The 14,596-nt window shown below is 49.8% G+C and carries 7 protein-coding genes; 2 read left to right on the plus strand and 5 right to left on the minus strand.

Features of this window, described 5'->3' with window-relative positions:
• Positions 1 to 205 precede the first annotated feature (205 nt).
• Entirely contained in the window at positions 206 to 3,442 is a 3,237-nt protein-coding gene (locus tag CWE15_RS10925) for a TonB-dependent receptor (RefSeq protein ID WP_126758129.1), read from the plus strand.
• Positions 3,443 to 3,617: 175 nt separating this feature from the next.
• On the opposite strand, the gene CWE15_RS10930 is transcribed toward CWE15_RS10925, so the two are convergent.
• From CWE15_RS10930 to CWE15_RS10940, 3 genes are read right to left on the minus strand one after another with little or no spacing between them, the layout of a single operon-like run.
• Positions 3,618 to 6,914 (minus strand): S41 family peptidase, encoded by a 3,297-nt coding sequence (locus CWE15_RS10930; protein ID WP_126758130.1) that lies wholly within the window; start codon positions 6,912 to 6,914, stop codon positions 3,618 to 3,620.
• 15 nt (positions 6,915 to 6,929) lie between these two features.
• Complete coding sequence (locus tag CWE15_RS10935) at positions 6,930 to 7,520, minus strand: DUF502 domain-containing protein (RefSeq protein ID WP_126758131.1); 591 nt, start codon at positions 7,518 to 7,520, stop codon at positions 6,930 to 6,932.
• A 27-nt stretch (positions 7,521 to 7,547) separates the two neighbouring features.
• On the minus strand, positions 7,548 to 7,976 hold the full coding sequence (locus tag CWE15_RS10940) for an MAPEG family protein (protein ID WP_126758132.1): 429 nt from the start codon (positions 7,974 to 7,976) through the stop codon (positions 7,548 to 7,550).
• A 125-nt stretch (positions 7,977 to 8,101) separates the two neighbouring features.
• On the opposite strand from CWE15_RS10940, the gene CWE15_RS10945 reads away from it, so the two are divergent.
• Positions 8,102 to 11,485: a PAS-domain containing protein gene (locus CWE15_RS10945; protein ID WP_126758133.1), complete on the plus strand. Its 3,384-nt coding sequence runs from the start codon at positions 8,102 to 8,104 to the stop codon at positions 11,483 to 11,485.
• Here the strand turns inward: CWE15_RS10945 and CWE15_RS10950 are convergent.
• Together CWE15_RS10950 and CWE15_RS10955 are read right to left on the minus strand one after the other, a co-directional pair.
• The gene (locus CWE15_RS10950) at positions 11,462 to 12,127 is read right to left on the minus strand and encodes a response regulator transcription factor (protein WP_126758134.1); all 666 of its coding nucleotides are present in this window, start codon (positions 12,125 to 12,127) and stop codon (positions 11,462 to 11,464) included. The two genes, CWE15_RS10945 and CWE15_RS10950, sit on opposite strands and share 24 nt — an antisense overlap.
• A 130-nt stretch (positions 12,128 to 12,257) precedes the next feature.
• Positions 12,258 to 14,555, minus strand: a complete 2,298-nt coding sequence (locus CWE15_RS10955; RefSeq protein WP_126758135.1) for a TonB-dependent receptor — start codon at positions 14,553 to 14,555, stop codon at positions 12,258 to 12,260.
• Between the last annotated feature and the right edge of the window lie 41 nt (positions 14,556 to 14,596).

A 14,596-nucleotide genomic window follows, 5' to 3' on the forward strand; every position in this document is an offset into this window, starting at 1 on the left:
TACGTTTAATGTGGTCATTCTCTGAATTTCAAGAGGCTATTAGTACATATATGTACGAATACGCTGAAATTAAATATGAAATGAAAGAGAATTTATCATAGAATACGCTCGTTTCTTGTCCAAGAGTGACATCAGGTGGTCCCCACTCTGCGGCATGGACATAGAAATACCTTAGTTCTCACACACAACTATTCAGGTAAATGGCATGATTAAAATGAAACTGACCCGTATTGCGACCGTTGTAGCGCTTACATTGGGTCTTTCTGGTGTAGCCGCTGCGCAAACATCTTCTTCTATGCGAGGACAGATTGTTGGGCCAGCAGGGCAAGTCGTTGCAGACACCCGCATCATTATTGAGCACGTACCTTCAGGTACACGTACAACAGCCGTAACGAACGCGTCAGGTACGTTCGTTGCCGGTGGTTTACGTGTTGGTGGCCCATACCGAGTCATGATCGAGTCGGACACTTACGAAGGCCAAACGCTAGAAGACATCTTCTTGCAATTAGGTGACGCATACCGTTTGAACGCACAGCTTGAGCCACGCGCTGAAAAGTATGAGCGTATTGCTGTAACCGGTCGTGCTATTAACTTCACTTCACTACAAGCAGGCTCTTCGAGCACTTGGGGTGAAAACGAAATTCAAACCTTGCCTTCATTTGACCGTGATTTAAAAGACATCGTGCGTCAAAACCCACTTGCAACCGACCTTGGTGACGACAACCGCTCGCTAACTGTAGGTGGTAACAACCCACGCTACAACAGCATCACGGTTGACGGTATTGGCCAAAACGATGACTTCGGTTTGAACTCTGGTGGTTACCCGACAAACCGTTCACCTATCTCAATTGATGCAATTGAGCAGGTTTCAATTGAATCTGTGCCATTTAACGCGCGCTACAGTGGTTTCACTGGTGCTCGTATTAACGCCGTAACCCGTTCTGGTACGAACGAGTTCTTTGGTTCGGTCTTCTATGAGTATGCAGGTGACAACCTAGCGGGCTCTCCAGACCCAAGCAAGTATGAACCAAACCACTCAGCTCCAGAGCTTGACTATAAAGAAGAAAGCATTGGTTTTAGCGTAGGTGGTCCAATTATTAAAGACCGTTTGTTCTTCTTCGCAAACTACGAGACCTATAAAGAGCCAACGTCAATTGCACAAGGTCCAGCAGGCTCTAGCGCAATTGAAGCAAAAGAAATTGACCCTTTCTTAGTCAGTGAAGTACAACGCATTGCACAAGAAGTATATGGTGTTGACGCAGGTGACTGGAACGTTCAGCCAGATCAGAAAGATGAAAAATACCTTCTGAAACTAGACTGGAACATTAACAACAATCACCGTGCTGCCTTTACTTACCAGCGTGCTGATGACGAAGCAGCAAACAACACGCGTACAGATGGAAGAACCAATCTGCACTTGAACTCTCACTGGTACACGCGTACCCAGTCTATGGACAACTTCGCACTGCAGTTGTTCTCAAACTGGACAAACAATTTCAGCACTGAACTAAAAGCCTCTGTGAAAGATGTAAAAACAGACCAGATGCCTTCATTAGGTAAGCACATGGGTCATGTTAACATTCGCTTCACAGACGACGAAAATAGCATGGGTGACGCTGGTGAGATCAGCATTGGTCCAGACTACTCACGTCATTTAAACAAGTTAGACACGACCACCACAGAACTTAAGTTCCACGGTGAGTACCTACTTGATGCCCACAACATTCAATTTGGTGTTGAGCACCAGAAAATTGACGTTTTCAACGCCTTCGTTCAGCGTTCACTCGGTGAGTTTACATTTGACAGCCTTGCAGACTTTGAAAACCGTTTTGCAAGTGAAATCAAGTACCAAAACGCTTACACCAACAACGCAAATGACGGTGCGGCGGAGTTTGCTTACGGGAACACAGCCCTCTACATTCAAGACACTTGGGATGTAACTTGGGACTTAACCCTAAACTTCGGTTTACGTTACGAGCGTTTCTTCTCGAACGACCGTCCAACGTTTAACCAGAACTTCTTCGACCGTTACGACTTTGCTAACACCAACAACCTTGATGGTCTAGACCTGTTGTTGCCTCGTTTCAGCTTTAACTACGAATGGACAGACAACCTAACGGTTCGCGGTGGTATGGGCTTATTCGCAGGTGGTCGTCCGAACGTTTGGATTTCAAACGCTTACACGAACGACGGTGTAACCATTGTATATGCGGATGCGCTTGAAGATTATGCTGGTGCAGACATCACCAAAGTACCGCAAGAGATGCAAGATGCACTTCAGCAAGGTGACGGTAACACCACGCCAATCGACCCGAACTTCAAAATGCCATACGACACACGCTACAGCATTGCGTTTGACTATGACAACCTAGATTTAGGTCCGCTAGGCTCAGGTTGGTTTACGTCTGCTGAGTTTATTTACACCAAGAAAGACCGTGAGGTTGCTTGGACGAACTTAGCAAAAGCACCACTACTTGATGAAAACGGCAACCAAGTTACATCAGCGGGCGGACGTCCATTGTATGTAAACTGGGACCCACTTAAAGGCCCACGTCCAGATACCATTGGCGGCTACAACACGAACCGTTTCGACATTCTGTTAACCAACGTTTCTGGTGGCGACAGCTTAATCTCCACCTTCACTATGGGTAACGCTTGGGACAATGGTTTAAGTGTTCGCTTTAGCTACACCAACCAAGACGTTCAAGACATCACTTCAGGTGGCTCTTCTACAGCTCACTCAAACTACAACTACCAAACAGCAGTGGACAAAAACCACGCAACTGTTGGTCGTGCGTCGTATGAAATTGAGCATCGCTTTATGGCGAGCGTGAACTACACCAAACAGTTCTTTGCTGGTTACGACACCAACATGAGCTTGTTCTGGGACCGTTCTTCAGGTCGTCCATACAGCTACACGCTTAACGCGTTCCGCTTCCGTGGCTTCGGTGACGGTAGCTCAAGCGGCTTGTATAGCGGTACCAACTACCTGCCGTACATCCCAACAGGAGCTGATGACCCGAACGTTGTATACGCAGGTGGTTTAACGTATGAAGAGTTTGCTGGTTACTTAAATGAAGCAAACTTAACGCAGTTTGCTGGCGGCTATGCAGTACGTAACGAAGGTAACCGTGGTCCGTGGAACACCAACCTAGACTTCCGCTTCGAGCAGGAAATTCCAGGTCTGTTTAACAACCATCGTGGTGCTATTTACGTAGACGTTCGCAACGTATTGGCTATCTTCACTGATAACCAACGTCACACTGTGAGTCACTCAGACACAGGTGTTCGCTTAGTTGATGTTGATATTGACCCAGTAACTGGCCAGTACATCTACAAGCGCCCGTTTGGTGGTTTCGACACCTCACCAAGCAACGCCACGCGTTACAACGCACGTGCTTCCACGTGGACTGCGAAAATCGGTGTTCGCTACCGCTTCTAAGCAGTACCTATAAGCAGCAAGCTTTGTATGCAATAAACGGCTCCTACGGGGGCCGTTTTTTTATGCCTAACACACAGACACTCTCGGCATAAAAAAGCCCTGCTTACAGTGAAGCAGGGCTTGTAATGTATACACCAACGAGCGCTTTACTCGTTGGGTATAAGCTTCTTGCTCATCAATCACGGTTCACTGGGTCAGCTCCGTATGGTGCATCGAGCGAGCCGGGCGTAAGGGTTGGGCGTGGGTTTTTCTCAAGCAACTCACGCAGCACTTCAATGCCACGCTCTAGCTGGGCGTCGCTGCCATTAAAGGTAACATAGGGTAGGTTCTCTACTTCAATGTCGGGCTCTACACCATAGCCTTCCACGACCCAAGTGCCGTCCATCGCATGTTGCGGGGTTTCGGCAACGCGGGCAACACCGCGGTCGGCTAAGCGGTTCCGGCCTGAAAGCCATACACCTGCACCCGTTGTGCGTTTCCCAATAAGCGGACCTAAGCCAAGGGTTTTCACACCGGCTGAGAAGGTTTCACCGTCCGAATACGTCAGCTGGTCTGTCAGCACTACTAGTTGGCCTCGGAAGGTTTGCTGCATGTTGGTGTAGCCTTCGCCTTGGCGTGGTTGCCAGAACATCCATGCACGGCGCAGTAACTTTTCAATAATCCAGCTGTCGATATTCCCACCGCGGTTACGACGAACGTCAATAACCAAGCCGTCCTTGTCTACGTTGTCGTAGAACTCACGGGCAAAGGCGGCAATGTCGTTTCCACCCATGGCGTAAATATGGATGTACCCGAACTTGCCATCACTGGCTTCGGCAACTTTTGAACGGTTCTTTTGGACCCAATCTTGGTAACGCAAACGGTGGTCTGCATTCGGGGTCACAGGCTCAACAATGGTGGACCAGGTTTCTCGGCCACGTTTTAAGTCGACCCGCACTTGCTTACCTACCTGGCCGCGTAAAGCGGTGGTGAGATCGCCTAAGTGTTTCACAGGCGCACCGTTAATGTGGGTAATAACATCTCCCACCTGGGCTTTTACACCTGGTTTTGCAAACGGTGCTGCAGCCATAGGCAGCTCAGGGTCTGTTTGGTAAATATGCGCAATCTGCAAGCCATCGCGGTGGTTGCTAAAGGCCGCTGCTAAGCTTGCCGCTGCTGGGCGGTCTGCTCGCTGGGCATACTCACCACCACGCACTTGAGAGTGCAACACATTGAGCTCACTCAAAAGTTGAGCAAATAGGTCGTCAAGCTCACGGCGGTCTGTTAAGCGTGCAACCAACGGCTGGTATTGGGCGCGCATGGCATCCCAGTCTACGCCCCGCATATTGCGGTCGAACAAGAAGTCACGGTGCATAATCCATGCGTCATGGAACATTTGCTGCCATTCAACCTGCGGATTAATAGCTAGTTGCCATTGGTTCGTAGCAATACGCGCTTTGCTTAGGTCGCTTGGCGCTTTCGCACCAGTATCCACAATATACAACTCATGTGGTTTGCCTTGGCGGAAGAACAGGCGCTTGCCGTCACGTGATACCTGATAGCTGTTCACATGACTCGCAAACACTTCGCGGCTTATATCCGTTTGTGCAAAGGGAATTTGATACAAGCTTGCAGGTCCATTGTCGCGCGCTTGCACGTACAGACGAGTGTCGGTTACTTCTAAGTTGTAATAGTTGTCTGCAGCAACCGGTACTTGCCATAGGCGGTCGGTTAAACCGTCCCAGTCAATCGGCTTCGAACGCAGGCGGGCCGTACGCTCTTTTTCGGCAGCTTCGTTGTCACAATGCACAACTTCTGCCGGTGGTGCAAATGGGAAGCAGGCTTGGCGCTTTAGGGCAAGCGCATAAATTTGTGTGCGCTTGTTAAAAACAGGCCCCATATTCCGGTCGCCCCACGGGCTTGTAGGTGTCGCTTTGAAGTGGCGATCGGATAAGAAGTACAGCCAATTGCCGTCGCGGCTAAAGGCCGGAGAATAGGAAGCGTACTTGTTTGAGGTGACAACTTCGGTTCGGTTGTCTTTTAAAGAGTACAGCAGAACTTGGTGACGTGAGCCTTGCAGGTCGGTACGACTAAAGGCAAGAGCCGTACTGTCGTGGGACCAAGCTAGTTTGCCTAATGGCGTATGGCCATTGGCCCCGGTAAAAATACGCTCGTTTTTGTTTTTTTCTAAGTCAAGCAACCAAAGGTTTCCGTCTTTGTCGTCATGGGCTAAATAGCGGCCATTGGGGGACAAGTAGAGATTCCAGCGGAAGGTGTTGCCATCGTGGGTTAGTTGCTTTGCGTCTGAAGAACCGTCTGCTGCAAAACGCCAAATTTCATTTTCACCCGTGTGGTCATTAATAGCGTATACCCACTTGCCGTCGTGGCTAATAATAGCGTGGCGCGAACGGCTTGCTTCCGGCGTGTCAATTTGAACCAAGCGGCGAGGCGCTTTTGCAGCTAAGGCAACCTGGCTGCGGGCCGTTAACACAACCTGTTCGTCACTGCCGCCAAAGCTCATGTGTGTGAGGTAGTCAAGAGGCTTCGTTAGCCAACGCTCTTGGCGTTGACGGAAGTCGCTAGCCAGACTAAGCGTTAATGGGGAGGCTTGGTTATTGTTCAGGTCGAACACATGCAAGTCGGCCCCTTGCTGGTACACAATGGTGCCATTGGACAGGGTGGCGTCCCACACTTGCCAGGTATCAAAGTGAGTATGCTGGGTAAAGTCGCCGCCTTGTTCTGAAACAGACCAAATATTAGGTGTGCCGTCTGCGTCACTAATAAAGTACACGCGGCCTTGCCAGTACATAGGTTTACGCACAGACCCTTCATGGCCTGCAGTTAAATGAACGGCTTCTTGGTCACTGCCTAGTTGGTAGCGCCAAATTTGTCCCATTGCCCCGCCACGATACACCCGAGCATTGTCTGTGGTGGCTTGTAAACCAAAGCGGGTAAAAAACAACTGCTTGCCATGCGTATCGGTTACGCCTTCAATGGCGTCGATAAGAGGAATGGTTTCAGTATGCAGAGTGCTGGGGTTAACTTTGCGCAGCACCCACTGGTTGGCAGGTCCCATAACATGGTCCGTAGCGTAAAGCAGGTGGCCGTCTGGGGTCCAGCTTTGCAGGCGAACGCGGCTTTGCTCAAAGCTAACCCGTTTTGGGGTGCCGCCTTGGGTAGGCATGACGTAGACTTCGCTGGCGCCTTCGTAGTTGGCCACAAAGGCCACCATGTCACCATTGGGCGAAAGTTTCGCATGGTTTTCTTCCGCTTCACTCGAAGTAAGCCTGCGGGGCGTGTTGCTGTTCAGCTGGGTTAGCCAAATGTCACCTTCGGCGGTAAAAACAAGCTGATCATTCACTAAGTGGGGTGCACGGTAATAGCCGTTGGTCGAGGAAAGGGCTGTTTCGGTAGCGAAGGAGGCAGGTGCCGTCGCTATACCGGACAACACCAACCCCGTAAGCACCAAAGAAAGAGATGCCTTACGTTTCATGATAAGTTCCTGTTGTTATGAGTTGTTGCCGAGCCCTCCACTAATAACAAGTTGCAGGGCTTCAGCGGGCTTCATGTCGATACTGCGGGTGCAGCTTTGCGGGACAATAATGGTATACCCGCCCACGTTGTACGCCATGGGGAGAAAGACAGCTAATTGTTCTTCTTCAAGCAGTTCCGACATTCTGTCTCCAGTTATACCCCCTTTCTTAGTCACAATGCCAATGAGTTCAACGTCAGACTGAGGGAGTTTAACGAGAACCACCGACTCATCTGCGAAGTTCTTACCGGACATTACGTCGACAATGTCATGCAGCATGCCGTAAATTTGCTTGGTACCGGGAATACGAAGAAGTACCTTGCCTGGTAACTGCCAAAGCCAACCTATGCCTTTGAAACGAGCGCTAAACCCAATAAAAAAGCTAAGAGTAAGAAAACTAACAATGCCTAAGCCAGGTAAGTACCACTCGCCTGGCAACACGTAAGAAAGCAGGGGAGCCAACCAGGTTTCCATTTTTAGAAACAGCCAGCGCAAAAGCTCAATCGTAATAATGACAGGCAGCAATATGGCCAAGCCGCGGAAAACAGACTGCAGAATAAACTTCATAGAAAGCTCCAAGAGCCAGCAGGCTCGTTAACCAATAAGAGCGGCAAAGCCAAGGCCAATTAGTACGGCGTTTGCAAGCCAAGCGAGCATAAAAAACCAAGTACGTGGGCTTGGGTTCTTATTGGTGGCAATGGCGTAGTACAGCACCATGTGAGCTAAGCGCGCAATGGCAATAATGGCCAAGCAGACTTGAGTCCACACAGGGTTTGCACCGGCAAAAATGGCAAACACAGCCCCCCCTAAAATAGTGCCTAGGTTTTCAATGGAGTTTTGGTGTGTGCGCCAGGCACGGAATACAAAGCTTTTATGCGCCCGCTCCTGAGCTGGGGGCATGCCAGGAATGGCGCCTGGCTTACTGGCTTTGGTTAAGCTGGCGACCAACCATTGCACCATAACCATAGCAATAATAACGCCAAGCCAAAGAATACTGCCTGTATATAAAGATAAATCTAACATAGCGACCTCAATAAGTTGTGAGAGTTACTTTAGAATAACGCATAACTAACAAGAGATCGCTACTTGCTGCATGGCATGTAAAAATAACGTTGTTATTCACAAAGTTCCATGCTGATAATAGCCGTATGTTACCTGTATCTTTTGTTTTATTTACGGCGCTCGCCTACTTGCTAGTGCTCTTTAGTATTGCATATCGTGGCGAACGTCGGCGGAACGACAAACCGAAACCGTGGCGTTATACGCTGGTACTAGGCGTGCACTGCACAACCTGGGCTTTTTACGGCACCATTACCCAAACGGTTCACTATGGTTGGAGCTTTGCGCCAACCTATGCGGGAGCCATTTTGGTGTTTTTATTTGCCCACGGCTTGCTTATGCGTGTACTGACGGCGGTCCGCGAGCATAACATTACCTCCATAGCCGACTTTATTGGCTCTCGCTATACCAAGTCGAACGGTATTTCTGCCGCTGTTGCCATTATTGCAGTGATTGCCTTGGTGCCTTATATATCCTTGCAGCTACGCGCTATTACCGCCAGCTTTGCCAGCATTACAGGCGCTGTGAGTGGTGAAACCCGGTGGTTTTTAGACTTGTCTGCAGGCGTTGCCCTGGCCATGGTGGGCTTTTCTATATTATTTGGAGCACGCCGGTTAAGTTTGGCCGAGAAACACCCAGGGCTTATGGACGCTGTGGCTTTTGAGTCGGTGGTGAAGCTGCTGGCTTTTGTTATTGTTGGCTTGCTAAGCACCTACTATTTGTTTGACGGCATGAACGACCTGCTGCTGCAAGCGGCACAAAACCCTGCAACCCAGACTATTTTAGAAGCCAAGCCCAATGGGGCCTATACCTACCTGACCCATATGTTACTAGGTGCCCTGTCTATGTTTGTGCTGCCACGGCAGTTTCATGTGAATTTTGTGGAAAACACCCATCCAAGTGAGTTACGCACGGCGCGCTGGGGCTTTCCCTTATATTTGTTTGCCATGAATTTATTTATTTTGCCCATTGCTCTAGCGGGTGGGCTATTGGTGCCAGAACTCATACATCAAGACACTTTTATGCTGGCGCTACCCTTATATGCAGACCGTCCTAGCATTGCCTTGGTGGCCTTTATTGGTGGCCTCGCAGCAGGCACCAGTATGGTCATTATGGCAACCTTAGCTTTGAGTATTATGGTTTCAAACGACGTAATTACCCCCCTGTGGCTAAAGCTGCGCTCGGCACGAAACCTGGCCTTAAGCTTAACGCCCACGGTGGTGCTAACCATTCGTCGGCTCACCATGGTGGTGATTATTCTCTTGGCTTATTTGTATCACTCGGCGACCCAGTCGGGCTTGCCGCTCGTGAGTAATGGGCTGATTGCCATGGCATTGATGGCACAAACCGCCCCTGCGCTCGTTGGCGGCTTATTTTGGCAGCGAGCCAATAAACACGGTGTTATTGCAGGGCTAGTTGCCGGTACGGCGATTTGGGGGAGCTTTTTATTACTCCCTTCGCTACAGCTTACTACGGGCGGCATTACCCGACTAACCGACACCGACATTAATCAAGGCGTTTGGTTAAGCTTAGGAGTGAACCTGGCCTTGTATGTGGCGGTTTCCTTTCTGACGCGAGATCCTGCTGCCGAGCAGGAATACGCACAGCGTTTTGCTTATGCAGGCGAGTCGAGTGGTACGTTTGAACGTCATGTCAGCTGGGGACGTTTGCGTACCGTTCTGGCGCGGTTTATTGACCATAAGGACGCCACCCGGTTAGACCAACGCTTAGGCATAGCCATAGGCGCAGCACCAAGCGACAACTTGGTGCCCGTTGCCACTTTAATGCGAATAGAACGAGAACTTTCAGGGGATATTGGGAGTGCCGCAAGCCGCTTACTTATCGACGCTTTGGCACGTCAGTCGCATATTTCGGTTGAAGAGGTGGTGGACTGGGCTTCGGAAGCGTCTGAGTTGTATCGGTTTAACCGTGAGCTGCTGCAGGCCTCCGTCGAAAACATTCCACAGGGTATTAGCGTGATTGACGCGGACTTGCGGTTAGTGGCCTGGAATCGGCGCTATATTACTATTTTCGACTACCCAGAAGGCTTTATTCAGGCGGGTATGTCGGTTGCAGACATTCTGCTTTATAACGCTAAGCGGGGTCTGTTTGGCGAGCCAAATGAAGACATACAAGCAGAGGTGGAAAAACGTTTAAACTACCTGCGTACAGGCAGTGCCTACCGCTACCAACGTACTCAGTCAGACGGTCATGTCATCGAGCTGCAAGGCTCTCCTATGCCAGACGGTGGGTTTGTCACCACTTACACCGATGTAACAGAGCTGGTGCAAGCACAACAAAAATTAAAGCGTATTAATTTAGAACTCGAACAGCGTGTGTCGGAACGTACCCATGAACTCTGGGAAGCGAAGCAAGCCGCTGAGCAAGCCCACGCGAGTAAAACCCGCTTTTTCGCCGCTGCGAGTCACGACTTAATGCAACCCTTTAATGCTGCTATTTTATTTTCTGAAATGCTGGAAAAACACAGCGAAGGTGAAGCGCTGAAACTTACCCAGCAAATACAGCGGTCGCTACAAAATGCCGAAGAGTTACTGACCATGCTGCTAGAAATGACCAAGCTCGATGGCGGTAACTTACAACCACAGCTGCGTAAAGTACCCCTCGTGGAAATTATGCAGCCTTTGGTCGACAGTGCTCAGGCTATTGCTAGCGAAAAAGGGTTGTGCTTGCGCGCTGTTATGTCGTCGGCCGTCGTGTCTACAGACAGCCAGCTCCTGCGTCGAGTACTACAAAACTTACTTTCAAACGCTATTCGCTATACAGACCAAGGCAAGGTGTTATTCGGTGTGCGTCGTCGTGCAGGGTATGTGGAAGTGCAAGTGCTCGACACGGGCCGTGGCATCCCTCTCGCCCAACAGGAAAAGATATTTCAGGAATTCCACCAGGTTGAAAAAAGCTCAGAAAACCCAGGCCTGGGGTTGGGCTTGGCCATTGTTGAACGTATGTGTCGGTTACTCAAGGTGCCGATTCAATTGCATTCGCAGCCAGGAAAGGGCACTTGCTTTAGCGTGAGCTTGCCAGTGGTTGGTTGGCAGGCTCAGGCACCGGCATTGCCTTTACAGCAGTTTAGCGCCGAGTCGGGTACCCAGTTGTTAGCGGGTAAACGCGTGATGGTGCTCGACAATGACCGCGCAATTTGTGAAGCATTAAGCTCTTTGTTGGCTGACTGGGGGGCCCAAGTTTTCCCTTGTCACACGCTCGCCGATGCGCTTGCTTTGCCTGAAGCGCCCGAATTAATGTTGGTGGACTACCACCTTGACGACGGCGAAGTGGGAGTCGATGTGATTCGACAAATGCGAGCTAGGTGGGGCAGTGTCATTCCAGCCATAGTGAACTCCGCCGATCCAAACGAAGCGATACGCGAGGAAGTGGTGGAAGTGCGAGCGCAGTTCTTACCTAAACCCGTGAAGAAGGTAGCCTTACGTCGGTTAATCAAGCGACTCCGTATCTAATTCTTCCTCCGCTCTTAGCATGTCTTTAAAAATAACGCCCGCTTGCGTGCGGTTAATCACCCCAAGCTTACGCAATATAGCTGACACATGCTGTTTTATGGTGGTTTCTTGTACTTGTAATTCCCAAGCAATTTGCTTGTTCAGCAAGCCGTCGGCTATACAGCTAAGTACTTTAAACTGCTGCGGAGTCAACTGCTCTAACTTATAAGCAAAGTCTTCACTGGCGGTGTCAGGCTCGTTGGCGGGTGTTTGGCGCAGGTGTTCTGGTAGCCAGTTGTCGCCATTTAGAACAACCGACACGGCTTCTTTTAACATGGGTAAGGGAGACGACTTAGGTACATAGGCGCTGGCGCCAAAAGCCATGGCCCGCCGTATGACCTCAGGGCTTTCATTCGCGGAAACAATGACCACCAGGATGTCGGGGAACAGGTTACGCAGTGCCGTTAGGCCCGTTAACCCCTTATTTCCAGGCATGTTCAAGTCGAGTAGCACCAATTCCACGTCGCGTTCGGTTTCCAGCAAGGCCTGCAAGGCTGGAAAGCTTTCCACTTCAAGCACCTCGCCCGCAAGGGTTTCAGAAAGGGCTTGTTGTAAGGCGGCACGAAACAGCGGATGGTCGTCAGCAATAACAGCTTTTGCCATTTTTCCTCTAATTGTTGTTATGAATTACTTGTACTTGTTGTATCACAAGCCTGGGACCGAGCCAAATACATAAAAAAAGCCACCGCCTAGAACAAGCGGTGGCCAAAACCTAACAGGGAGGTTGTTATGCTTAGAAGCGGTAACCCAGGGTTAACGACACAGTACGTGGTTCACCGTAGTAACCGATTAAGGTTGTGTCACCACCTAGACCAGGTAAATATTGGCCTGGGTTGTTCGGGTCAGCACTTAAGAATGCATAGTTACCTACCAAAAACTCTTCGTCGGTTAAGTTCTTCGCATGTAAGCCAACGTTCCATTTACCATTTGCGCTGTACCAGTTCACACCAAGGTTCAAAATACCGTAGCCGTCTTGGGTTAGGACGTTCCCTAACTCGTTTAAGGCATAGCTGCTACGGTAGCTGTAGTTACCATTAAACACTAAGTCGCCGTTAGCAAAGCTGGTGTCGTAGCTAAAGCCAATATTGGCGGTTGTTTCAGGTGTGTTAGTAATCACAAACTGATCGGTAATATCAATTTTATTACCCTGCGCGTCATAGCTCATGACATTGCTAAAGTCAGAGTCAATCAGCCCTAAATTACCGAAAATGGTCAGGTTGTTTGTCGCTATCCAGGTAACTTCAAGCTCAAGCCCGGTGGCGTCCGACTCACCCACGTTGGCTAACCGCTGGTTAAGTACCGTTGGGTCGTTCGGGTCTGGAATAACAGACACATACTGACGGTTCTTATGGTCGAGCATAAAGGCCGTTGCGTTTACACGTAGGCTGTTCGTAACATCGCTTTTCACACCCACTTCATAGGAGTAAACGTCTTCAGGGTTCGCAGCAGGTTCTGCAGTTTCAGCACGCGGGTTAAAGGTACCCGACTTAAAGCCTTGGCCAAAGCTTGCATAAAACATGGTGTCGCCACTGTGACGATATTCAACACCCACTCGTGGCGTCAACTTGTTCCACGTTTTGCTGTCATCAAGTACTACGGGTGTTTGTAGGTTCGGGTCGCGCACATAGCCAGGAATCCAGCCCGACTCAGGGTAAACAGTATCAAAGATGAGACCGTTACGAACGAGTGCTTCCTTCTTATCTCGGGTATAGCGTAACCCGGCAGTCATCGACCACTTGTCACTAAAGAAGTAAGTTCCTTGTGCGTAGGCAGCTTGGCTATTGCTGTCTGAGCAGCCTGCCACTTCACGAGTTAAGCCAGGCGTACCAAAAGCACCTTGCCCCAATACTTCTAAAATGGCATCAAACACACCACAAGACTCAGCGTCGTAATAATAAAGACCCGACACCACTGAAAGGTTGTCTGAGCGGTAGTTCATTTGGAATTCTTGCGTAAACCATTTGTCGTCGTAAATGGCAGGCACATCAAAAATACGCTCGGAGGTGTTGTCAAAGTCAATGTTCACCGGCGAGTAGTTTTCGCGGCTCGAGGTAATAGAGCGCAAGGTAATGCTGTCGCTCATTTCCCAGTCCACCGTTAAACTAAGGCCTTTCGTTTCCACTTTGTTTTCAGTTGGCAAACTTGTGTACGAGTCATAAATGCTGTCAGGAACAGGCGCGTTGGTCACAATACTTGGCAGTAAACGGTAACCCCCTTTCGAGTTCGACTTGTCGTCGGTTTGGTCATAGGCCAAACGCACAAAAACATCGTCGGAAGGGTACCACTCAAGGGTCGCCCGCATGGCTTGTAAGTCTTTGTTGTAGTTTTCTAAGTCTTGGTCGGGTAACGCGCTGGTTAAGAATTTACCATACCCATCACGTTGTAGGTTGGCGTATCCAAAACCAAAATAGAGGGTGTTGTCGATAAGAGGTACTTCACCGGTAAGCTTTAGGTCGCGCTGATTAAAGCTGCCCACCGTACCGGAAACAGAAAACTCACGTTCGCCTGTCATACGGCGGGTGACATATTTCACAGCACCACCAATGGTATTTTTACCATACAGGGTACCTTGTGGACCACGCAGCACTTCCACGCGCTGCACATTCAGAATGTCCAACACCGCACCTTGAGGGCGGGCAACGTATACGTCATCAATATAAATACCAACCCCTGGCTCGTAACCCCATAATGGGTCTTCTTGGCCTACCCCACGAATAAATGCGGTAATTGTCGAGTTAGTACCACGGCTTTGTTGCAATGTGGTGTTTGGTGAGAACTGGGCGACTTCAAGAATGGTGGAAACGCCACGCTCCATTAAGTCCGCGTCACTAATAGAAGTGACCGCCACAGGTACTTCCTGAATGCTTTCCACCGTTCGGCGGGCCGTTACTTCAATGCGCTCGAGGGTGCGGGTTTCGGATTTGTTTTCTTCGCTTTCTTGCTCTTGTGCTATGGCGGTGGTGACAGTACCAGCCATAGCGGCAGCAACCGCTAAAGCGCACAGTGAGCGTTTAAAGGTGACTTGTTTCATTTTATTCCCCTTGGGTTCGCTTTCTACTAGCTCAACGCCAG

Origin of the sequence: Aliidiomarina taiwanensis, from assembly GCF_003987015.1 — a bacterium.
Taxonomy (GTDB): Bacteria; Pseudomonadota; Gammaproteobacteria; order Enterobacterales; family Alteromonadaceae; genus Aliidiomarina; species Aliidiomarina taiwanensis.

Excerpts from the sequence above, each read along its gene's own strand:
- CWE15_RS10950 (WP_126758134.1), bottom strand. The coding sequence starts at position 12,127 with ATGGCAAAAGCTGTTATTGCTGACGACCATCCGCTGTTTCGTGCCGCC.
- CWE15_RS10935 (WP_126758131.1), bottom strand. The coding sequence starts at position 7,520 with ATGAAGTTTATTCTGCAGTCTGTTTTCCGCGGCTTGGCCATATTGCTG.
- CWE15_RS10945 (WP_126758133.1), top strand. The coding sequence starts at position 8,102 with ATGTTACCTGTATCTTTTGTTTTATTTACGGCGCTCGCCTACTTGCTA.
- CWE15_RS10955 (WP_126758135.1), bottom strand. The coding sequence starts at position 14,555 with ATGAAACAAGTCACCTTTAAACGCTCACTGTGCGCTTTAGCGGTTGCT.
- CWE15_RS10925 (WP_126758129.1), top strand. The coding sequence starts at position 206 with ATGATTAAAATGAAACTGACCCGTATTGCGACCGTTGTAGCGCTTACA.
- CWE15_RS10930 (WP_126758130.1), bottom strand. The coding sequence starts at position 6,914 with ATGAAACGTAAGGCATCTCTTTCTTTGGTGCTTACGGGGTTGGTGTTG.
- CWE15_RS10940 (WP_126758132.1), bottom strand. The coding sequence starts at position 7,976 with ATGTTAGATTTATCTTTATATACAGGCAGTATTCTTTGGCTTGGCGTT.